Below are 20,009 nucleotides of genomic sequence, written 5' to 3' on the forward strand. Positions count from 1 at the left end.
GGACGGGCGGCTTTGGCGATGAAGATCCGGGGGTCGGCGCTCATGCACACGAGGACCTACCTGCAGACGCGGTGGGGGAGCCAGGCCATGTCCGCCCTCGACGCCAAGCTGCCCGCCGCCGCGCGGGCGGTCTTCACGGCGCCCGATCTCGCGGCGCACAGCTGGTATCCCATCTCGGTCTGGAACGCGATCGCGGACGAGATCTCGCGGTGGCCCAACCGGTCCGGCGTCATCCGCGATCTCGCGGCCTACGTCGCCGAGCAGGACCTGACGCTCGCGCACAAGGTGCTGCTCAAGCTGGGCACGCCCGCGCTCGTCATGCGGCAGGCCGGCGTGATGTGGGGCATGTACTTCAACGGCGGCCGGCTCGCGCCCCTCGCCGAGGGAGAGCGGTTCTTCCGGCTGATACTTTACCTGGGGGTCGACCCGCAGTCCGACCCGGGGCGCCAGATCTGCAGAGACGCGGTGCCGGCGTGGCAGGAGAACGCGCTCCGGCTCTCGGGCGCGCGAGGGGGCCAGAGCCTCCACACGAAGTGCCGTTTCGAGGGACACCCCACGTGCGAGTACGAAGTGCGCTGGCTCCGCTGAGCGGCGGTCACCACTTGGTGCAGAAGGCGAACAGGTTCACCTGCGCCTCTTCGGCGACCACCTCGACGGGGGTGCTCCCGAACTTCGACCGGGCGAACAGGGTCCTGATATCGTCGGTGCTGCGGTGGATCAGCTCCCACTCGAGGACGTGGTCCATGAACGCCTTGCTCGGGTTGTTCACCCCGAAATTGCCCACGACCGCGACGCCCCCGGGCAGGAGCTTGTCGTGCATGCAATTGAGGAGGGCCACGACCAGATCGTCGCGGAGATAGTCCGTGAGCCCGATGCTGTAGATCATGTGCTGGGGCTTGAGGACCGTCCTGCCGCGGCCGTGGGCCAGCCGAACCACGTTGTCCTGCGCGAAGCTGAACCGGTCCATGACGCCGAGCTGGTCGGCGATGCCGGCCGCGTAGGCGAGGGCCTGGTTGTCGATATCGATGCACGTCGCCTTGATGTCGGGCAGCTCGCCCCCCTCCGCGAAGAGGTCGAACAGCTCCCGGGCGGGGCCGCTCGCGAGGCTGGTGATGTGGACCGGGCCGGACGCGTGCCCGCTGCAGGCGTCCCGGATCGCGCGGCTCAGCACGCCTCTCCGGTTCTTGACGGCGCGGCAGGCGTCGATGGCGAGCCCCCACTGGTCGATGAAGCGGCCGAGGCGGCCGTCGCCCGCGGGCTCGTCGTTGTACATCATCTCGATGGTGTAGAAGTCGCCCGCGTAGCCGCGCGGCTTCGTGTAGCACCGGTCGACGGTGCGGCTCAGCATGAAGAGCGAGAACGTCTCGCGGAAGACATAGGCGCCGATGCCCTTCTCGAGGTGGCGCTCGCGCTCGATGTGCTCGCGCAGCGCGGACACGATCGTCTGGCACGCGGCGCTCACCTTCTCCTGGATCTCCGCCTCGGGCTGCTTGGCCTCCTTCACCATCCTGTCGGCGATCATCATCTCGAACTTGAACTGTTCGACCGTGTCGATGAGCTTCGGAGGGATGTTGTTGGTGCCGGCCTGGCCCGTCCTCGCGGCGTGAAAGCGGTTGACCTGCGGCACGTCCTCGACGAGGAGCGGCGGGAGCATCGCGGTGTTCTCGCGGAGGCGCTGGGCGAGCATGATCGCGAGCGACTGGTAGAAGCGCGCCGCGAGCCCGGGGACGGAGGCGAGGAGCGAGTGCACATACGGGCCCTCGATGACGTCGAGGGTGCACTCCTCGCGGGCGACGACGGAGGCGCTCGCGGCGGCGCTCTCGAGGAACGACATCTCGCCGAAGATGGCGCCGGGGCCGAGCTGGCGGAGGGCCACGCCGCGCCCGAGGTGGGCGACCTCGACCCCGACAAGGCCGCTGCGCACGATGAAGATGCCCTGCCTTCGCGAGCCCTCCTCGAGGATCTGTTCGCCCGGTCGGTAGGTGACGCAGCTCGACTTCTCCAGCAGCAGCCGCTCGTCGTCCTGGGTCAAGAACTCGAAACCTGTCGTCATGATGCCTCCCGAGCGCCGCGGGCGCCCCGGGCTCGCGGAGGAACGGATCTCTCCTCTCGCCGCGGCGACAGAGGCGTCCACGCGTGCGCCCCTTCTACCACGACGCATCACGCCTCCGCTGAGGCATGGCGGTCCGCGCGTCGCGCGGTCCTTCACCGGGTCACCGCGGGGCGCAGGCCGCGAGGCCGCCGTCCTCGGCGAGCACCAGCACACAGCTGCGGAGCACATCCATGCCGGCAAATCCGTCCGACGGACAGGTCGCCCGCCGCTCTCCGGGCAGAAGATCGAACTCCGCGGCGGCGTCGAACCCCGCCATCCGGAGGCGAGCGCCCGAAAGGACGGGAACGGTGTGCCTGCCTGAGGCGGCGTAGGCGCTCCTGCCGCCGGTCGCCCGGCGCGACAGCCGCTTGCCGGCGGGGGAGACGGCGAAGAGCGAGCTCTGCGACGCCCCCGAATCGATCTTCAGCGTGACGTCGATCCCCTCGACGCTCGCCCTGGCGGTGAGCTCGCTGCCCTGGTTCGGGCCGCCGCAGCGGGCGAGCTCCACGATGGAGCCCTCGCCGAACCGCGCCCGGAGCGCGCGCGCGGCCTCGTCGCGCGGCGCTTCGGTCATCCGGCCCTCGCGCAGGTCGAGCACGACGGCGCGGCCCGGCCCCGCCAGCTCCTGAGGCGCGACGACGCCGCCGATGCCGATGCGCTGCAGGACGTCGGGCATGCGGACGACGAGCAGCGCGGAGACCTCGACCCGGCCCCACCCGGAGAGCGCGAGGCTCGCGTCCTCGAGGCGGGACACCGCGAGGGGCCTGCCCGCGTGGTCGACGGCGACGTCGCCCGCGGTCGAGAGGGGCAGCGCGAGCTCGTCGGCGAGCCAGCGGGCGAGGACGTGGTGGGAGGCGCCGGTATCGACGATCAGCACGGCCGGATGGCCCGCCACGACGGCGTCGATGAGCGGCGAGGGGAACGCGCGATCGTCGAGGTGGTACTGGAGGCTGGCCCGGCGCGCGGGGCCCGCCGCCGGCGCCGCCGGACCCGCGCCCGCCGCAGGGGGGCCCGGGGGCGAGGGCGCGCCGCCAGCGCCAGCGCCTGTCGACGCCGCGCTGCGCGGCGAGGCCGGCGCGGCGCGGACCGCGGCGGGCTCGGCGCAGCCGGCCACCGCGAGCGCGCCGGCCGCGGCGGCGGCCGAGAGCGCGCCGGCCGCGGCGGCGGCCGAGAGCGCGGCGAGGAGCTGCCTGCGAGCGCGCGGCACGAGCATCCGCTACTCGACGCAGCAGAGCGTCGACTGCCCCGTGGGATCCAGCGAGCCGCTGAGGTTCGTGCGCGCGGTGCAGGTGGAGCTCGTCGGCCTGCCGACGAGGTGGGCCGGGGGCGAGTAGGCGTACCCGCAGTACCGCCCGCCCTGCGAGATCTGGGCGTGATCGAAGCAGCTGTAGTCGTTGCCGAGCTCGACGCGCACGTAGTTGCAGTCGCCGCCGCTCGCGGTGCACGCGCACGACGAGCACGTCCGGGTGTCGTTGTATCCCCGGAACCAGTCGCTCTCGCGCCGCGCATAGCCGCTGCAGGTGGCGCTGCCGGACACGAGCGCGCATTGCGTCGTCGGCGAGGCCTGCCTCGGGACGCAGGCCTCGCCGGCGCCGCAGCCCGCGCCGGCGCTCGCGTGGCAGAACTTCCTGGACTCCTTCCACGTCGCCGGCGCGGGGATCGCCGTGCCGGTCGCGGTGCAGCTCTGGATCACGTCGAAGAGGCCCGCGCGCACGCCGCCCCAGTCGACGAACCCGTTGTTGATCGGCTTCTCGTCGCACGTGAACCCGACCCGCTTCGCGAGCGTGCCGCGCGTCCCGGCCTCGTCGGCCTCGCACTGCGACTCGTCGGCGTAGAGGTAGAGATCCGCCGCGCAGTCGGTGGGGTTCGGCGTGCACCCGCAGCCCTCGCAGCCGCTGCCGGAGAGGCCGCGGAAGAGGAGCGTCTCCTTCGCGGTGAACCCGTCAGGGCACGGCTCAGTCGCGTCCACGACGACGCCGAGCTCGAAGTTCGTGGGGGCCGCCAGGCAGATCGCGCCCTCCGCGCAGTCGGAGTCCGCGCAGTCGACGGCGTCGTCGCAGTCGTCGTCGCCGCCGTTGAAGCAGTCCTCGACCTGCGTGCAGCCGGTCGCCGCGCTCGTGCCGGCGCTCGCGCTCGTGCCGGCGCTCGCGCTGGAATGTTCGGTCGTCCCGGCGCCATCACCGCCGCCCGACCCGCCCGCGCCCGCGAAGTTGCGCTCCTGGACGCTGCAGGCCGAGAGGCTGACGAGCGCTGCTATCGCAGGCCCGCGAAGGTTCGTCATGCCGCCAGGATAGCCGCCCTTGCAGGCGAGGTGCAGCGTCATGTCCCGGAGGCGCGGCGCTCACCGCGAGGGGCGTGAGGGGCGAGGTGCCCTGTGACACCGGGAGGAGAGGCCGTCACGGAGCCGTGGAGCGCTGGAGGCGGCGCTCCACCTCGGCGCGCGTCGGATACGATGTCTGACACCCCTCGCGCTCGACCGAGATGCCCGCCGCCGCGATCGCGAACCGGAGTGTGGCCTCGATCGCCATCCCGGAGGCGAGCCCGCCGGCGAGCACGCCCGTGAGGGCGTCCCCGGCGCCCGTCGTGTCGACGGCGCGGGCCGGCAGGGCGGGGAGCTCCTCGCCCGACGGCAGCAGCACCGCGCCGCGCGCGCCGCGCGTGAGCACCACGCGCTCCGGCAGGTGACCGCGCAGCGCCTCGTGCTCGATCTCGTTGACGATAACGAGATCGAACCGGCCGACGAGCTCGGGATCGATGGCGTTGACGGGCGACGGATTGCAGATCGACAGCGCGCCGTCGGCCCGCGCTGCCGCGAGCACGCCGTCGATCGCCGCGGCCGGGATCTCGCCCTGGCAGAGCCAGACCGAGGCCCCGCACGGCGAGGGCGGCGTCACGAGCGCGTTGGCGCCGGGGATCGCGAGGATCTGGTTCTCTCCGGCCTCGTCGACGCAGATCAGGGCCACGCCCGTCGTCGCGCCGCGGTGGACCGCCACGGCGGAGAGCTCCACCCCGTCGGCGGCCAGCGCGGCCGCGCAGAGCTCGCCGTGCGCGTCGTCGCCGCGCGCGCCCGCGAGCCGCACGCGCGCCCCGGAGCGCGCCGCCGCGACCGCCTGGTTCGCGCCCTTGCCGCCTGGCGCGACGAGGAAGCGGCGGCCCAGCACCGACTCGCCGGGGCGCGGCAGCCGCGGGCCGTAGCCGATGAGATCGGCGGTGATCGAGCCGCAGATCGCGAGCAATCCCATCACCGCCGCATACCACGAACGCGGCGGCGCGCGCGTCAGTCGGCGTTCACGGCCACGGCGTCCGTCCTGCCGTTGGCGAGCGCGCCGGCGCGGCGGATGATGCCGATGAGCTCCTGCTGATCGCCCTTGCTGGACGCGGCGGCCCTCGCGATCTTCTCGATGTCGGCGAGCCTCCAGGAGCGCGCGTGCGGGCTGTGGCGCAGGACCTCCGCGAACCCTGCCACCGCGGACGCGAAGCGGAAGTCGGCCGGCGCCGCGTCGAAGGTGGGGGCGATGGCGCCCGGGGCCATCTTGACCAGCGTCTCCTCGGCCGTGTTCGAGCCGAGCGGCGCCTTGTGGCGGAGGCGCACGACGACCGGCGCCGCGCCCTCGCCCTTCGGCGCGGGGGCCTTGAGCTCGACGTCGTAGATGGCCGTCACGCTGTGCCCTGCGCCGATCTCGCCGGCGTCCACCTTGTCGTTCCGGAAGTCCCGGTCGGCCACGTCGCGGTTCTCGTAGCCGATGAGCCGGTAGCTCTTGACGAAGCTCGGGTCGAACTCGACCTGGATCTTCACGTCGCGGGCGATGACCTGGAGCATCCCGCCGACCTGCTCGGAGAAGACCCGCCGCGCCTGCGCTTCGCTGTCGATATAGGCGTAGTTGCCGTCGCCCTGGTTGGCGAGCTGCTCCATCATGAGATCCTTGTAGTTGCCCTGGCCGAAGCCGACGGTGGACAGCGTGATGCCCTTGTCCCTCGCGCGCTTGATGGTCTTCAGGATCTCGTCGTGGGAGGTCGGGCCGACGTTCGCGTCTCCGTCGGAGAGCACGATGACGCGGTTGACGTGCCCCTTCACGAGCGTCCGCTCGGCCAGGCTGTACGCGAGATCGATGCCGCTCGACATGGCGGTGGAGCCGCCCGCGGTGAGGTCGGCGAGGGCCGCGAGGATCTTCCCCTTGCTCTCGATGCCGGTCGGCGCGAGCACCTCTCGCACGCTGCCCGCATAGGTGCAGAGCGCGACGGTGTCCCCCGGCTTGAGGGTGTCGGTGAGCATCCTCAGGCTCTTCTTCGCGAGCTCGATCTTGTCCGGCGACTGCATCGAACCGCTGGTGTCGACGAGGTACACGAGGTGCACCGGGGTCCGCTCCTTGACCGGCACGCGCTTGCCCTGGACCGCCACGCGCACGAGGTGGTGGCCCGACGTGAACGGCGAGGGCGCGGCCGCGAGGTGCACGGCGAACGGGCCTGTCGCGGGCGACGCGTAGCCGTAATCGAAGTAGTTGAGGAACTCCTCGGCGCGCACGGCCTGATACGGGGGCAGCGCGCCATCCATGATCTTGCGGCGCGCGATGGCGTAAGAGGCCGTGTCCACGTCGATCGCGAACGTCGAGAGCCGGTCCTTCGCGGGGTCCTCGACCGGGTTGACGCCGTAGTCCCGGTACGTCTCGCTGCCCTGGGGCTCGGGCGCGGTGACGGCGACGGCCGCGGGCGGGGGCGCGGGGCGCGCCACGGCGGTCGCCGCCGGGGCGGCCGCCTTCTTGGGCGCGGGCGCGCCGCCCGTCACCTGGATGCGCGCGTCCGCCCCGCGCGCGGCGCCCGCCTTGGTCGCCCGCGACTGCGCGGGCCCGGGCGTGGGCGTCCCAGGGGCGGCCGCCACGGGCGGGGCCGGCGGCGGCGCGGCCTCCGCGGGCGCGGCGCCACGGTCGACCGCGTCGATCGCCGCGGCTTCCTCGCGCCTGGCGGTGGACGCGCTGCCCTCGTCTTGCGGCGCGTCGAACTCCGGCTGCATGGCCTGCCCGGCGGGGGCCTCGGTCGGCGCGGCCGATGCGGTCGCCGCCGTGGGGGCAGGCGTGGAGCCACCGCAGCCGATGAGCAGCGCGGTGACGAGGGCGGGGGCGACGAGATCGAGGGGCCGGGTGCGCATTGAGGTGTCCTCCTTGAAGGGGATCGCGAGGGCGGATCCCTGCTGTACGTTCTCGTGGCTCGGCCATCGCCGATCGCCACACACAGGTCCTTGCGGGGGCCGCACGCGCGGCTGCCCCATCGTGCGTTCTGCACGGGCGAGACGGGCCCTTCGCCGCTTTCGCTGCGTGAACGCCGCGTGTCGCCGGTCGTCCGGCGAGCCGACGGAGGGGCTCTCGCGGCCGGGGCCCGCCGTGGCGGGGCTCGGCGCGTCCGAGTGCCAGGGAAACGCGGTCGTCTCGGCCGGCTTACACCCGAAATCGACGGGAGCTCGGGTCGGGTCCTCCGCCCGCCTCCCTCTCGATCTATCCTCAGGGGATCCGTGATGAGCGAAACGAGCCGCGAGCGCTTCCAGTCCACCCTGTGCCGCGCCAGGAAGATCGCCGTCCTGACCGGCGCGGGCGTCTCGGCGGAGTCGGGTATCCCCACGTTCCGTGGCGCCGGGGGGCTGTGGCGGCGTTACGAGGCGACGAGCCTCGCCTCGCCCGAGGCGTGGCGGCGCGATCCGGGCCTCGTCTGGGAGTTCTACAATCACCGCCGGGAGCGCGCCCTCGGCTGCGCCCCGAACCCGGGTCATCACGCGCTGGCGCAGCTGGAGGCGCGGTGGCGGGAGGCCGGCAAGGTCTTCACCCTGATCACCCAGAACATCGACGGTCTGCACGAGCAGGCGGGCTCCCGGAGCCCGGTGCGCCTCCACGGCTCGCTGTGGCAGGTGCGCTGTCTCTCGTGCGGGAGCGTGACCGAGAACCGCGACGTGCCCATCACGCCCGCCTTCGCGGGCAGCGGCTCCCCCGATCCGCAGGCCCCCGCCCGCCGCTTCACGGCGGCGGAGCTGCCGCGCTGCGGCTGCGGCGGCGTCCTTCGCCCGCACGTCGTCTGGTTCGGCGAGGCCCTCCAGGAGAGCGATCTCGCCGCGGCGGCCGCCGGCGTCGAGGGCTGCGATCTCCTGCTCGTCGTCGGTACGTCGGCCGTCGTGTATCCCGCCGCCGGCTTCGTCCCCATGGCCAAGCGCCACGGCGCCCTCATCGCCGAGGTCAACGTCGAGCCGAGCGCGATCTCCGGCCTCTGCGACGCCGTGTTCACCGGCGGCTCCGGCGCGATCCTGCCCTCCCTGCTCGACGTCACGCCGGCGTGAGCGCCGCGGCCGGACGGGCGCGGCGAGCCGGCGGCGTCAGCATGGCGCGGCGAGCCGGCGGTGTCAGCACGGCGAGGCGAGCCGGCGGCGTCAGCGCCACACGCTGTCGCGCCGCAGCGGGCGCGCGGTGCACGCATCGCGCGGCGCGGCGCGTGCTTCTGCCGGGGTCATGGAGCAGGTCAACCGTGGGATCTCAGGGCTAACGTGGGCGGCGATCACGCTCGTCGTGATCGGCGCCGTCAACTGGGGGTTCGTTGGGCTGTTCGAGTTCGACGTTGTCGCCGCGCTCTTCGGCAGGCTCAGCGCGCTCAGCCGCATCATCTACGTGCTCGTCGCGCTCGCTGGGCTCTATCTGCTCTACGCCGCGGTCCAGCTCGGAAAGCGCGCCCGGGTCACCACGATGCCGTGAGGGCGACGCGCCCGTGCACCCCAGGCGCTCACGCGCCCGGGCTGGCCTGGCCGCCGAAGCCGCGCGGACGGGCGGCGGTCGCGCGCGCCTCGATGAACCGCGACACAGCGTCGACGAACGCCTCGGGGTTCTCCACCTGCGGCATGTGCCCTGTCGCCGGGATGAAGGTGAGCTGCGACCCCGGCAGCGAAGCGTGAAGCTTCTTCGCGTCGTCCGCGCTGTTGCCGAGGAGCTGGTCCGCCTCGCCCCAGACGAGGAGGGGATTCAGGCTGAGCGGGGCCCTGGGACCTCCCTGGATGGCGGCGTCGAGCACCGCCTCCAGCTGAGGTGGATTGGCGCTCTCCAGGACGTCCCGCAGGGCAGCCGGGGCGCGGCGGGGATCGGCGTAGGCGCGGCTCAGGACCCGCGGGTTATAGGTCTGCTTCCGCATCAGCGCGCGCAGCATCCGGCGGGGCAGCGGCCGCGCTCCGAGCCAGCCGACGAGGCGCGGCAGCGGGGGAATGGGAACGCCGTTGACGAACACGAGCCCTCGGCAGCGGGCCGCGAACAGGCCAGCGAAGCTCGATACGACCGAGACGCCGAAGGAGTTGCCGACGCACCACGCGCTGGAGACACCCAGCTCGTCCAGGAGCCGCTCCAGCCAGCGCGCATAGGCGTCCAGGGCGCCGAGCCCCGGGGCGTCCGTGCGCCCGATGCCGGGCAGATCGGGCGCGATCACCTGGAAGCGCTCCGCCAATCGCTCCCAGACAGGCGCCCAGTGCATCGCCGCCCCGCCCCAGGCGCCGTGCACAAGCAGCAGCGGCTCGCCCTGCCCGCCCACGTGGACGCTGGCAGGGCGGCCGTCGATCGCGAGCTCCTTCACCGAAACCGTGCTCATGCCCCTCTCCTGTGCGGAATCATCGCGGGGCCCATCCTGCCCCCGGGCCCCGGGGACCCGCAACAGGAACGCACGCCGCCGCGCGCCCCCGTCCCTCCCTCTCGCGTGTGCGGGCGCTGGCCGGGCGCGCGGCGGCGCGCGGCGCCTCTCGGCCCTTCGCGCTTGCCTCACGGGCAGCCGATCGCGGTATCGTCCCTGCCGTGTCCCCCGCTCAGAAGCTCCGTGATCTGCTCGCCTCGCCCGGCCTCCTCGTCATGCCTTGCTGCTTCGACGCGCTGTCGGCGCGGCTGATCGAGCAGGCCGGCTTCTCGCTCTCGTTCATGAGCGGCTTCGCGGTCTCCGCCGCGCGCCTCGGCGCGCCCGACACGGGGCTCATCTCGTATGGTGAGATGGTCGATCAGGCGCGGGCGATCTGCGGCGCCGTCTCGATTCCTGTGCTCGGCGACGGCGACACGGGCTACGGCAACGCGATGAACGTGAAGCGCACGGTGCGCGGTTATGCGCAGGCCGGGCTGGCCTGCGTCATGATCGAGGACCAGGTCGCCCCCAAGCGCTGCGGCCACACGCGCGGCAAGCAGGTCGTGCCCCGCGACGAGGCGTTCACCCGCGTCCAGGCCGCCGTGGACGCGCGCGACGAGGGCGCCGGCGTGCTCATCATGGCCCGCACCGACGCTCGCCAGACGCACGGCTTCGACGAGGCGCTGGCCCGCGCGCGGGCGTTCGCCGACCTCGGGGCAGACATCGTGTTTCTGGAGGCGCCCGAGAGCGTGGAGGAGATGCGAGCGTTCTGCCGCGAGGTGCGCAAGCCGACGATGGCCAACATGGTGGATCACGGCAGGACACCGGTGCTGCCGCCGGCCGAGCTCGAGGCGATCGGCTACAAGATCGCGGCCTATCCGCTCACCCTGCTCTCGGTCGCCGCCGCCGCCATGCGCGAGGCGCTCGCGGCCCTGCGCGCCGGCCGGCACCCCGACCCGCGGATGGACTTCGCGGCGCTCCAGGAGATCGTCGGGTTCCCCGAGTACTACGCTGAAGAAGCGCGCTATGCGCAGCCGCCGAGGAAGGGGTGAGTCGAGCACGGCGTGTCGTCCGCGCGCGCTGGGCGGGCTCAAGGCCGGATAGCGCGCGCGGCCATCGATGAGATGAGCTGATCCGGCTGGCGGCGACCGATGCGCCCCGCGCTCATCCCAGGGGCAGATCCACCCAGCGCTCGAATCCAGGCCGGCGCTTGATGCGGCCGTACCACGCGTCGACGTGCTGCAGCGCGGGCCGCTCGGTCTTCAGGTTGTACCACCGCTGCGCCGCGACCCCGAGGGGGATATCGGCGAACGTGAAGTACTCTCCCGCGGCCCACGGGTGCCGTGACAGCTGCCTGTCGAGGATCCCGAGCGCGGCGAGCGCCGACTTGCGCGCGGCCTCGATCGCGCCCTGATCGCGGCGCTCTTCGGGCGTGCGCACGAGCTGCACGAGGAGCGTCCGGATCGGGGGCCACAGGGTCCCGAACTGCCAGTCGGTCCAGGCGTCGGCGCGCGCCCTGTCGGCGAGATCGCTCGGCTGGAGCGGCGGCGACCCGTAGCGCGAGAACAGATAACGCACGATCGCGTGCGACTCCCAGAGCACCAGCGGACCGTCCTCGAGCGTCGGAACGAGCCCGTTCGGGTTGAGGGTGAGGTAGTCGGCGTCCTTGACGCGACCGAACGACCCGCCGGCGTCGATGCGCTCGAAATCGAGCTTGAGCTCGTCGAGCGCCCAGAGGACCTTCTGCACGTTCGAAGAATTCTTGTGACCCCAGAGTTTCAACATGATGTCCCTTGTCCCTCGGCGCCGCTCAGGCGGCCGTCGTCGCTGCCGGCTTCACGAACTTCGCGAAGCGCTCCACGTAGAACTCGACCGGATTCTGGATGGCGCGGACCGCGGGGCGCGCCTGCACGGCCTCGATCCACGCCCGGAGCCGCGTGAGCTCCGCGGGGATGGAGAAGTCGCGGAGGCGGCCGACGGCCGACAGCCGCTCGAACCATGGATAGAAGGAGACATCGACGAGGCTGACCTCGGCGCCGAGCCAGTAGGGCCCCTGGCCCGACGATCTCGCCAGCGCTTCCCGCTCGATGAACGCGAGCACGTCGCCGAGCGCCTTGCGCCCCTCCGCCTCCTGGTCTCGCGTCTCGGCCCTGAGCAGCTGGGTGAACGCCGGCACGAGGCGCGTGTTCGCGTAATCGATCCAGATCCTCGCCAGGGCGCGCCTGCCCGGCTCCCTGGGCAGGAGCCGGGGCTCGGGGAAGACCTCCTCGAGGTACTCGTTGATGATCGCCGACTCCCAGATGCGGTGGCCCTCGTGCTCGATCGCCGGGACCTTTCCATAGAGCGAGGCGTCGACGAACGCCCGCGGCTTGTTCTGCAGATCGACCTCGGTCAGCTCGAAGTCGATCGCCTTCTCCTGCAAAACGAGCCTGGTGCGGTGGGCGAAGGGGCACGCCTTCGCGCTGTAGAGTCGCAGCTTCGTCATCCTGTTCTCCTTGATGGCGTGCGCCACGCGAAGAGCTCTCCTGCCCTCAGGCAGAAGGGGCGCTCCGCTCACGGGCCGTCGTCGTGGCAGAGAGCAGGGAGCGTGCCAGGGCGTTACTGCACTCTATTGCAGGAACGGATCACAATCGTTCGCGCTGGCCGCGCGCTTGCTGCGACGGGAGCAGGGATTGCTGGTGATGTGCTGCTGAGGCAGCAGTGAATCCGGCGTGGGCGTGGGAAGGCCTCTGCTGATCGAGGGTCGACCCCTGTCGAGCACCCGGGGGACGTCGCGTCCGCCGGGATGAGGCGTGCTCAGATCTTCATCCTTCCTCCTCGTGTCATGGTTCGCAGTCCGCGCCACCTCAGCCAATGGCACCTCTGCTCGAGCGGTCATCCGTCGTCCACGCGCGGGCGTGGACGTGGACCTCCTCCCGGTGTGCCGGGAGGGCGCGCTGATGTTTTCCGCCTTGCTCTTCTATGACGGACAATAGTCTGCTATGACGGATTGGTCAAGACGCTCCGCGGTAGCGTCGATGTCCTCGACAAGAGGTGTGTGGACCGGCGTGCGACGGCGATGATCGCTGCGGTGGCCGGGATTGACCGGATGTGCGAGGGCTGTCTTCGTTGTAAGCTGCGTGCCATGACGCCTGCTCGCCTCGACGCCGGAGCACTCCATGGCTCGCATGGTACGGGACGCGACCGTCGCGTGGTCCGATGGCCTGGGCACTACAGCGTTGTCGTCGCCAGGCGCATGACGGCGACAGGCATGGATCGACGCGATGGCAGGTGAGCGCCCGCCGGACCGCATCCTGACCGCTCGTCTGACGCTGCGAGCGTGGCGGCCCGAGGATGCGCCTCTGATCAGGGAGGCGATCGACACGAGCCTTGCGCACCTGCGGCCCTGGATGCCGTGGGCCGCGCACGAGCCTTCCTCCATGGAGGCGACCACCGCGCTCCTCGAGAAGTTCCGGGACGACTTCACGGAAGGACGCGACTTTCATTATGGCATCTTCACGCGCGACGAGCGCGCCGTGCTCGGGGGTACGGGGCTACACCCGCGGATCGGCCCGGGCGCGATCGAGATCGGCTACTGGCTCCGGGCGACGGCGACGCGCTGCGGTTACGCGACCGAGGCGGTGGCAGGCTTGACCCGGGTCGCGCTCGAGGAGCTCGGCGTGAGCCGCGTCGAGATCCGCTGCGATCCGCGGAACACCGCGAGCGCCGCCGTGCCCCGGCGGCTCGGGTACCGGCATGTGACGACGCTCGAGGCGAACGCCCTGACGCCCGCGGGCGAGCCGCGCGACACGATGGTGTGGGCGCAGACGGCCGCGGCGCCCGCGGGATCGCGCCGGGGAGGCCGAAGCTCATGAGTCCATCACCCTCGGCCGGCGCGCCGGGAGCGACATCGGATTCGGATGTCCGGATCGAGGAGCGGCCGGCGCGCCGATGGCGGGGCGGACGTCGCGGTCACTCGAGCTCGAGCGTCATCTCGACCATCGTGCGACGGAAGCCGAACCGCTCGAACAGGCGCTGCGCGGCGGCGTTCTGCGTCGCGGTGTGGAGCACGACGCGCGGCGCGCCCAGGGCGTGGAGGCGCGCGATGACGGCCTCGAGCAGGATGGCGCCAGCGCCGAGCCGGCGCGCGGGCTCGGCGACATAGATGTCGTGGAGGGCGCCGCAGGCGTCGAGGAGGCTGTTCCAGTCGCGCGGCTCCCGGCGGCCGTAGGCGTAGCCGACCAGCGCCGGCTCGCCGCCGGTTCGCTCGGCGACGACGATCACGGCGTCGGGGTTGGCGAGCTCGCCCGTGAGCCACCGCTCGTAGCCCGGCTCGAGCGGCTCCAGGCACATGAAGCGGTGCGGATCGAGGGCGTGGTGAAGGCGGACGAGCTGCGCGGCGAAGCGCGCCACCTCGGGCATGTCGGCGCGCACCGCGAGGCGGGCGTTGACGGAGGGGATCATCCGCCAGGATAGCCGAGCGCCGGCCGCTCGCTCCGCCTCAGCGCGCCTTTCCCGCCCCCAGGCCCTCCAGCGCCTGCTCCGCGTCGCGCCGGTAGGCGTTGTCGGTCGGCGCCGTCTCCAGGAAGCGCTGGTAATGGTGGACGGCCTTCTCGCGGTTGTTCGCCGCGCGGAGCGCCTCGGCGAGGAGGAAGTGCGCGTCGAACAGCCACGGCGGGGTCGAGCGATCCGGCGCCTCGCCCAGGGCGACCGCCTGCTCCATCTCGCTCGCGGTCCCGGCCCGGTTGCCGCGCGACGCGTAGATCTTGCCGAGGCGGTAGTGCCACTCGGGGACCTTGTCGTTGGCCGCGATCGCCTTGCGCCACGCATCCTCCGCGGCCGCCCAGCTGCCTTGATCCTGGTAGCAGAGCGCCATCGTGGCGTAGGCCTCGTAGCGGGACGGCCGCTTCTCCAGCGCGATCTTCAGATCCGCCAGCGCGTCCCGGCTCGCCCCCTGCTTCTGCAGCAGCACGCCGCGCTGCCAGTACGCGTCGCCGAGCTCCGCGTCGAGCTCCAGCGCGCGCCTCAGCGCCATCTCCGCGCGCGCGGTCTGGGCCGTCTCGTTGGCGCCCCAGCCGACGTAGAGGTGGTACTCGGCGCGGTTCGGATCGAGCTCCGCGGCGCGCTCCAGGAAGCGCAGCGCCTCGGCCATGTTCGTGCCGCGCACGAGGAGCGCGCGGCCGAGGAAGTGGTTCGCCTCGGCGGAGTTCGCGCGGTCCTTGAGCACGTCGCGCAGGATGGGCTCCGCCTGGCTCGCGTGCCCCGCCATGACCTGGGTCGAGCCGACGCGCAGCTTCAGGTCGATGTCGTTCGGCGCCTTGCGGAGCGCGTCGGCGTACATCTCCAGCGCGCGCTCGCTCTGGCCGGTCTCCTCGAACAGGAGCCCGCGCTCGAGCGCGAGGCCCGGGTAGTCCTTGTCGGCCGCCGTGACCTTGTCGAAGACCTTCGCGGCGTCCTCGAACCGGCGCAGGCGACGGTACGCCACGCCCAGCTTGAACTGGCTGCCGAGGTCGTCCTCCTTCGCGAGCGCGAGCTCGAGCTCCTGCCGGGCGTCGTCGTACCGCCCGGTCTGGAGCGCGACCTCCGCCTTGGCCTTGTGCAGCGCGGGCAGGTCCGGGAACTTCGCCGTCGCCTCCGACAGCTTCTCCGCCGCCGCCTCGTTGCGGCCCATGCTGGACAGGAGCGACGCCAGCGCCACGTACGCGTCGACGACCTCCGGGAGGTTCTCGGCCGACTTCACGGCGTCGAGGTACGCCTGCTCCGCGTCCTTCTTGTTGCCGAGCGCGAGCTCGGTGCGCCCGAGCCAGTAAGCGACCTGCGGGGCCGCCGCGTGGGTCTTCTGCAGCTCCTTCAGGAGGTCCTTCGCCTCCTTCATGCGCTCCTGCGCGAGCCACGTCTTCGCCTTGCCGAGCTGCGCGGCGAGGCTCCGGGCGTCGGCGCGGGCCGCGGCCTCGAAGCGCGCCTGCGCCTCGGAGTAGCGGCCCGACCGGTAGAGGACCTCGCCGTTGCCGATGAGGGCGCGCACCGCCTGCGGGTCGAGCTTCACCGCGGCGGCGAAGGCCTGCTCCGCCGCGCTCATGCGCGACCTCGCGAGGTGGATGGTGCCGAGCAGCGTGTACGCGTCGACGATCTCGGGGTCGCTCGCGGCGGCCCGGGTCGAACCGTCGCCGGTGACCTTGCCGAGCAGATCGAGCGCCTCCTGCTCGCGGCCCGGGGTCTGCCAGAGCACCGACGCGATCAGGGTGCGGGCCCCGACGTGGTCGGGCGAGGCCTCGATCGCGCCGCGGGCGCTCGCCTCGGCGCCCGCGGTGTCCCTGGCGAGGAGCTGCGCCCGGGCCAGGCCGTAGAGCGTACGCGCGCTCTTCTGGAGGCCGCTCGCGTGCTGCCACGCCGCGATCGCCTTGGGGGCGTCCCTGGCGGCGAGCTCGATCTCGGCCGCGAGGACGGCGAGGTCGATGTCGTCCTTGAGCTGCGCGGCGAGCGCCTGCGCGGCCTGTCGCGCGCGCGGGAGGTCGCCGCTGGCCGCGGCCTGCGCCGCGACGGCCAGGGAGAGCAGGTCGCCCGGATGGGAGCTCGCGAGCGTGAGCATCTCCTTGCCGAAGGCGTCGTCGACGGTCCGGTGCCCGAAGCGGATGCTCCGCGCGAAGGCGATGTACGCGGCGTAGGCCATGGTCGCCCGGTGGCGCGGCGCATCGGCCCGCGTGGCGTTCGCGTCGTTCAGCGCTCCGTTGGCGGCCGACGCGGTGTCCTTGGCGAAGGCCGCCTGGGTCCGATGCCGGAGCTCGGCGAGCGCCCCCTCGTGCGCGAAGGCGTTGAGCCGGTCGCTGATGAGGTTCACGCCGAAGGCGCCGACGTCCGGAACGAGCGCGAGCGCGCCGCCGCTGACGGCGGCGACCGCGAGCGCCGCCACGACGTAGCGCTTGATCTTCGACTTCTGCGGCGGCGCTTCCGTGGTCGCCGCAGGCTTCTCGGCCTGCGCGCCGGGACCGGCGCTCAGGTCGCCGATCTCGGTGCCCGCGCCGGTCAGGTCGACCTCGTCCCCGACGCTGGGGTGCGGCTCGCTGAGCTCGATGCCCCGATCGTCGGCGTCCGCGGGCGATTGCGTGAAGTTCGCGGAGCGGTCGGACGGATCGTAAGGGGTGGGCACGCCGCCGGGGGCGAGCTGCGTGACGCTCTCGCCGAGCGCGATCTCGTCGCCGAAATCGGCGGCGCCGAAGCCGGTGGTGGACGAGGCGCGGGCGTCGGCGGGCGGCGCGGCGCCGAAGCCGGTGGTGGACGAGGCGCGGGCGTCGGCGGGCGGCGCGGCGCCGAAGCCGGTGGTGGACGAGGCGCGGGCGTCGGCGGGCGGCGCGGCGAGGAAGTCGGCGGGGGGTAGGGCGCCGAAGTCGACGGGCGGCATGGCGCCGAAGTCGACGGGCGGCATGGCGCCGCTGCTGGGCGGCTCCGGCGCCGCCTGCGGCGGGAGGGGGCGCGGCCCGGGCGCCTGGAACGCGGCGCCCACGCGCGAGTCGTCGTAGTCCGGCGGGGCCTCGTCGAAGAGCTCGGCGCCGACGATGGTCCCCGGTCCTGCAGGTGAGCCGGCACCGGTGGCCTTCGAGGGGAGGGCGGAGCCGGTGGCCTTCGAGGGGAGGGCGGGGCCGGTGGCCTTCGTGGGGAAGCCCGCGGCGGTCGGAGCAGGGAAGCCCGCCTGGGCCGCGGCCGGGAGCCCGGCGCGCGCAGGCGAGGGGAGCGGCGCGGAAGCCGGCGTGGGCAGGCCCGTGTTCGAGAACGGGGCGGGCATGCCGATGACGGCCGGGGCCGAGCTCGGCAGATCGCCGGCGACGATGGGCAGGTCGCCCGCGGATGTCGCGGGCAGCTCGGCGTCGCCGTCGCCCTCGAGAGGCAGCTCGAGCTCACCGAAGCCGAACGACATGGATCCGCTGCTGGAGCGCGCCGGAGGAGCCGGGGGCACGTCGTCGTCCAGGTCTCCGAAATCGTACTCCGGGGCCACGCGCGGGGGCGCGTCCCCCGCACCGCGGGTGCGCCCGCGACCGAGCGGCTGCGTGGTGGCCCCGGCGTTTCGCGCGCCGAGCCCCGCGTCCCGCGCACCAGGCCCCGAGGGGGCGCCCGGCGCGGACTCGCGCTCGCCGAACCCGAGGGTGCGCCGGCTGCTCGGAGGCAGCGGCTCGACCCGCGCCGGCAGGTCGGTACCGGCGAACGCGGTCGGCGTCGCCGGGGCGGTGCGGGACTCCGCGCGCGATCGCGCCGGGAGCGCCACCGGCGCCCCGGGCGCATTGCCGTAGACGACCGGCAGATCGTCCGGGTTGAGCCCCTGCACCTCGGCGTCCGTCGGGCTCGGGAGCTCGACCATGAGATCGATCTCTCCGAAGCCGCGCCGCTGCGGCACGGTCTTGGCGTTTCGCCGATCGGACGGGGCGGGGCGATCGGGGACGTCCGGCAAGCCGATCTCGCCGAAGACCTCCGGACCCGGCGGCTCAGGAGGCGGCGCGGGCGGCGCAGGCACCGCGGGCGCTGCGCGGCGCGGCGGTGTCGGTACCGGCGCCGGCGCCGGCCCGGGGCGTCGGGGAGGCGCGACCGCGGGGAATGCGATGTCCTCCGGAGCCGCCATGGGCAGATCGGCGTCCTCGGTCGCCGCAGGGGCGCTCCGCTCCGAGAGCTGAAGGCCCCCCGCCCCGGCCCGCGGCGGGGGGGTGGGCACAGGCGTCGGCGCGGGCGCTGCGCTTGCGCCCCCCTTGGTCACCAGCAGGCTCGTACCGCACTTCGGACAGCGCATCCTGAGCCCCGCAGGGGGGACACGCTTCTCGTCGACCTGGTACGGCGATTTGCACCCGTCGCACTCGACCTTGATCATGCTTCCCGACCCGATGCCGGCGCTGCGAGCGCCTTCGCAGGCGCCCCACGCTCGTTCGGCCTGCGAAAGGCCGGGATGCCCCGACATCCGCTCTCCTTACTAGCAGGGGTTGCGGTCCTTAGGATCGCCTCTTCTGCCGGGCGCCCTCAAATCGGCGACTTCCTCGGGCATGTCGCGTGCGTGGTCCGGAAGCAGGAAGCGGACATCGCGCAGACGCGGGGCGGCCGGGGACGGAGGGACGCGGGGGCGGGCGGGACGGGCGGGGACAGCAGCGGGGACAGCAACGGAGCGGCGACGCCGTCTGGCAGGCGGCGCGTGTCGCCATCGCGGCCTCGCCAAGCGTCCTCCACCTGTGCTAACGCGCTGCCGCTCATGCAGCGCTCGACGGCGGTCATCTACACGCTCTTCTTCGCGGGCGCGCTGGCGTTCGTGATCACGCACGGCGGCTCGAAGGGGCGCGGCGCGGCCAGCGCGCCCGCCGACGCAGGCCCCGACGCCGCCGACGCCGTCGACGCCGCCGCCTCGCCTGCGACGGCCGACGCCGACGCGGGGAGCGACGCCGGCGCCGAGGGCATCGTCCAGGAGCGCGGCCCCGAGCCAGCGGGGCGCTCCGACGCGGGCGTCACGCTCCTCTCGGGAGAGGCGCCGCCCTCGCTGCCGGCCGAGGCGCCGAAGAAGGTGCGCTTCGGCGTCGTGCTCGTCCAGTACCGCGGCGCGCAGGGCGCGGCGCCGACCGCGCGCTCCAAGGACGCCGCGCTGGCGCTCGCCAGGGAGCTCGCCGAGGTGGCCAAGACGGACTTCAAGGCCGCCATCGAGAAGGGCGACAAGGGGTCGACCGACGACCTCGGCTACATCCCGCGCGGCGTGCTCGAGCCCGCGCCGGAGTACGAGCTGTTCAGCCTCTCCAAGGGGGGCGTGAGCGGCCCGGTCGACACGCCGCGCGGCTTTTGGATCGCGCGTCGGATCGAGTAAGTAGAGCGTACCGCGCGCGGCGCGTCGCCGTGGACGCGAACGAGTGGAGATACCGTATGGCGACGATCGACATCCGTCGGCAGCACGCGCTCACCAAGGACGAGGCCAGGAAGCGCGCGGAAGAGCTTGCGCGGGGCATGGAAGACAAGCTCGGCATCCAGTGGCGATGGGATGGCGACGTCATCCGGTTCGAGGCGCCGGGCGGCGCCGCGAAGGGGACGAAGGGCCTCGTTCGCGTCGAGGCGTCCGCGGTCCATGTGGAGATCGATCTCCCGTTCCTGCTGAAGGCGATGAAGGGCATGGTCGAGTCGAAGGTCAACGACAAGCTCGACGCCGTGCTGGGCAGGGCCTAGCCCGGCAGCCGGGCCAGGCGCCCCCCGGCGGCTCGATCGACCGAGCCGCCCCGCAGCGCGCGGCGCCCCCGGCCGACACGCGCGCCCTCCTCCTCGGCCCCGCGACCCGGCCTCCTCCTCGCGAGCGAGCGACCTCCGCTCG

The 20,009-nt window shown here is 73.0% G+C and carries 17 protein-coding genes; 7 read left to right on the top strand and 10 right to left on the bottom strand.

Going from position 1 to position 20,009, the window contains the following annotated elements; all coding sequences use genetic code 11:
• The first annotated feature begins 18 nt into the window (after positions 1 to 18).
• Positions 19 to 588, top strand: coding sequence for a hypothetical protein (locus WMF44_RS03390; RefSeq protein WP_193790775.1), 570 nt, complete (start codon positions 19 to 21; stop codon positions 586 to 588).
• A gap of 7 nt (positions 589 to 595) precedes the next feature.
• Here the strand turns inward: WMF44_RS03390 and WMF44_RS03395 are convergent, their stop codons facing one another.
• The 5 genes from WMF44_RS03395 to WMF44_RS03415 all read right to left on the bottom strand — a co-directional run bounded on the left by WMF44_RS03395 (position 596) and on the right by WMF44_RS03415 (position 7,235).
• Complete coding sequence (locus WMF44_RS03395; RefSeq protein WP_437297676.1) at positions 596 to 2,053, bottom strand: cyclic nucleotide-binding domain-containing protein; 1,458 nt, start codon at positions 2,051 to 2,053, stop codon at positions 596 to 598.
• A gap of 160 nt (positions 2,054 to 2,213) precedes the next feature.
• Positions 2,214 to 3,305 (bottom strand): retropepsin-like aspartic protease, encoded by a 1,092-nt coding sequence (locus WMF44_RS03400; protein WP_437297677.1) that lies wholly within the window; start codon positions 3,303 to 3,305, stop codon positions 2,214 to 2,216.
• Between the two features lie 3 nt (positions 3,306 to 3,308).
• Entirely contained in the window at positions 3,309 to 4,373 is a 1,065-nt protein-coding gene (locus WMF44_RS03405; protein WP_437297678.1) for a hypothetical protein, read from the bottom strand.
• A gap of 115 nt (positions 4,374 to 4,488) precedes the next feature.
• Positions 4,489 to 5,334: a ribokinase gene (locus tag WMF44_RS03410; RefSeq protein WP_437297679.1), complete on the bottom strand. Its 846-nt coding sequence runs from the start codon at positions 5,332 to 5,334 to the stop codon at positions 4,489 to 4,491.
• Between the two features lie 35 nt (positions 5,335 to 5,369).
• Positions 5,370 to 7,235: a vWA domain-containing protein gene (locus tag WMF44_RS03415; protein WP_437297680.1), complete on the bottom strand. Its 1,866-nt coding sequence runs from the start codon at positions 7,233 to 7,235 to the stop codon at positions 5,370 to 5,372.
• 363 nt (positions 7,236 to 7,598) lie between these two features.
• Here WMF44_RS03415 and WMF44_RS03420 point away from each other — a divergent pair, with 363 nt between their 5' ends.
• Complete coding sequence (locus tag WMF44_RS03420) at positions 7,599 to 8,408, top strand: SIR2 family NAD-dependent protein deacylase (protein ID WP_437297681.1); 810 nt, start codon at positions 7,599 to 7,601, stop codon at positions 8,406 to 8,408.
• Between the two features lie 169 nt (positions 8,409 to 8,577).
• The gene (locus tag WMF44_RS03425) at positions 8,578 to 8,817 is read left to right on the top strand and encodes a DUF378 domain-containing protein (protein ID WP_437297682.1); all 240 of its coding nucleotides are present in this window, start codon (positions 8,578 to 8,580) and stop codon (positions 8,815 to 8,817) included.
• 28 nt (positions 8,818 to 8,845) lie between these two features.
• On the opposite strand, the gene WMF44_RS03430 is transcribed toward WMF44_RS03425, so the two are convergent.
• On the bottom strand, positions 8,846 to 9,694 hold the full coding sequence (locus tag WMF44_RS03430) for an alpha/beta fold hydrolase (protein WP_437297683.1): 849 nt from the start codon (positions 9,692 to 9,694) through the stop codon (positions 8,846 to 8,848).
• Positions 9,695 to 9,894: 200 nt separating this feature from the next.
• On the opposite strand from WMF44_RS03430, the gene WMF44_RS03435 reads away from it, so the two are divergent.
• Positions 9,895 to 10,764, top strand: coding sequence for an isocitrate lyase/PEP mutase family protein (locus WMF44_RS03435; RefSeq protein ID WP_437297684.1), 870 nt, complete (start codon positions 9,895 to 9,897; stop codon positions 10,762 to 10,764).
• A gap of 112 nt (positions 10,765 to 10,876) precedes the next feature.
• On the opposite strand, the gene WMF44_RS03440 is transcribed toward WMF44_RS03435, so the two are convergent.
• Both WMF44_RS03440 and WMF44_RS03445 read right to left on the bottom strand, forming a co-directional pair.
• Positions 10,877 to 11,497 carry a glutathione S-transferase family protein gene (locus WMF44_RS03440; RefSeq protein WP_437297685.1) on the bottom strand — a complete coding sequence of 207 codons (621 nt, stop codon included), beginning with the start codon at positions 11,495 to 11,497 and terminating at the stop codon, positions 10,877 to 10,879.
• Positions 11,498 to 11,522: 25 nt separating this feature from the next.
• The gene (locus tag WMF44_RS03445) at positions 11,523 to 12,197 is read right to left on the bottom strand and encodes a glutathione S-transferase family protein (protein WP_437297686.1); all 675 of its coding nucleotides are present in this window, start codon (positions 12,195 to 12,197) and stop codon (positions 11,523 to 11,525) included.
• Between the two features lie 778 nt (positions 12,198 to 12,975).
• Here WMF44_RS03445 and WMF44_RS03450 point away from each other — a divergent pair.
• Positions 12,976 to 13,566, top strand: a complete 591-nt coding sequence (locus WMF44_RS03450) for a GNAT family N-acetyltransferase (RefSeq protein ID WP_437297687.1) — start codon at positions 12,976 to 12,978, stop codon at positions 13,564 to 13,566.
• A gap of 97 nt (positions 13,567 to 13,663) precedes the next feature.
• Here WMF44_RS03450 and WMF44_RS03455 read toward each other — a convergent pair whose 3' ends face one another.
• On the bottom strand, positions 13,664 to 14,155 hold the full coding sequence (locus WMF44_RS03455) for an N-acetyltransferase family protein (RefSeq protein WP_437297688.1): 492 nt from the start codon (positions 14,153 to 14,155) through the stop codon (positions 13,664 to 13,666).
• A 37-nt stretch (positions 14,156 to 14,192) separates the two neighbouring features.
• Positions 14,193 to 18,629: a tetratricopeptide repeat protein gene (locus tag WMF44_RS03460; protein ID WP_437297689.1), complete on the bottom strand. Its 4,437-nt coding sequence runs from the start codon at positions 18,627 to 18,629 to the stop codon at positions 14,193 to 14,195.
• 285 nt (positions 18,630 to 18,914) lie between these two features.
• On the opposite strand from WMF44_RS03460, the gene WMF44_RS03465 reads away from it, so the two are divergent.
• Positions 18,915 to 19,514 carry a peptidyl-prolyl cis-trans isomerase gene (locus WMF44_RS03465; RefSeq protein WP_437297690.1) on the top strand — a complete coding sequence of 200 codons (600 nt, stop codon included), beginning with the start codon at positions 18,915 to 18,917 and terminating at the stop codon, positions 19,512 to 19,514.
• Positions 19,515 to 19,570: 56 nt separating this feature from the next.
• Positions 19,571 to 19,867: a polyhydroxyalkanoic acid system family protein gene (locus tag WMF44_RS03470; RefSeq protein WP_272097713.1), complete on the top strand. Its 297-nt coding sequence runs from the start codon at positions 19,571 to 19,573 to the stop codon at positions 19,865 to 19,867.
• Positions 19,868 to 20,009 lie beyond the last annotated feature (142 nt).

The sequence above is a fragment of the Sorangium sp. So ce426 genome (assembly GCF_051475585.1).
Lineage (GTDB): Bacteria > Myxococcota_A > Polyangia > Polyangiales > Polyangiaceae > Sorangium > Sorangium cellulosum_B.

What these genes read in the sequence shown, in the direction of transcription:
- WMF44_RS03445 (WP_437297686.1), bottom strand. Translation starts at nt 12,197, where the DNA reads ATGACGAAGCTGCGACTCTACAGCGCGAAGGCGTGCCCCTTCGCCCAC.
- WMF44_RS03395 (WP_437297676.1), bottom strand. Translation starts at nt 2,053, where the DNA reads ATGACGACAGGTTTCGAGTTCTTGACCCAGGACGACGAGCGGCTGCTG.
- WMF44_RS03415 (WP_437297680.1), bottom strand. Translation starts at nt 7,235, where the DNA reads ATGCGCACCCGGCCCCTCGATCTCGTCGCCCCCGCCCTCGTCACCGCG.
- WMF44_RS03400 (WP_437297677.1), bottom strand. Translation starts at nt 3,305, where the DNA reads ATGCTCGTGCCGCGCGCTCGCAGGCAGCTCCTCGCCGCGCTCTCGGCC.
- WMF44_RS03405 (WP_437297678.1), bottom strand. Translation starts at nt 4,373, where the DNA reads ATGACGAACCTTCGCGGGCCTGCGATAGCAGCGCTCGTCAGCCTCTCG.
- WMF44_RS03390 (WP_193790775.1), top strand. Translation starts at nt 19, where the DNA reads ATGAAGATCCGGGGGTCGGCGCTCATGCACACGAGGACCTACCTGCAG.
- WMF44_RS03450 (WP_437297687.1), top strand. Translation starts at nt 12,976, where the DNA reads ATGGCAGGTGAGCGCCCGCCGGACCGCATCCTGACCGCTCGTCTGACG.
- WMF44_RS03430 (WP_437297683.1), bottom strand. Translation starts at nt 9,694, where the DNA reads ATGAGCACGGTTTCGGTGAAGGAGCTCGCGATCGACGGCCGCCCTGCC.
- WMF44_RS03410 (WP_437297679.1), bottom strand. Translation starts at nt 5,334, where the DNA reads ATGGGATTGCTCGCGATCTGCGGCTCGATCACCGCCGATCTCATCGGC.
- WMF44_RS03460 (WP_437297689.1), bottom strand. Translation starts at nt 18,629, where the DNA reads ATGTCGGGGCATCCCGGCCTTTCGCAGGCCGAACGAGCGTGGGGCGCC.
- WMF44_RS03455 (WP_437297688.1), bottom strand. Translation starts at nt 14,155, where the DNA reads ATGATCCCCTCCGTCAACGCCCGCCTCGCGGTGCGCGCCGACATGCCC.
- WMF44_RS03425 (WP_437297682.1), top strand. Translation starts at nt 8,578, where the DNA reads ATGGAGCAGGTCAACCGTGGGATCTCAGGGCTAACGTGGGCGGCGATC.
- WMF44_RS03420 (WP_437297681.1), top strand. Translation starts at nt 7,599, where the DNA reads ATGAGCGAAACGAGCCGCGAGCGCTTCCAGTCCACCCTGTGCCGCGCC.
- WMF44_RS03465 (WP_437297690.1), top strand. Translation starts at nt 18,915, where the DNA reads ATGCAGCGCTCGACGGCGGTCATCTACACGCTCTTCTTCGCGGGCGCG.
- WMF44_RS03470 (WP_272097713.1), top strand. Translation starts at nt 19,571, where the DNA reads ATGGCGACGATCGACATCCGTCGGCAGCACGCGCTCACCAAGGACGAG.
- WMF44_RS03440 (WP_437297685.1), bottom strand. Translation starts at nt 11,497, where the DNA reads ATGTTGAAACTCTGGGGTCACAAGAATTCTTCGAACGTGCAGAAGGTC.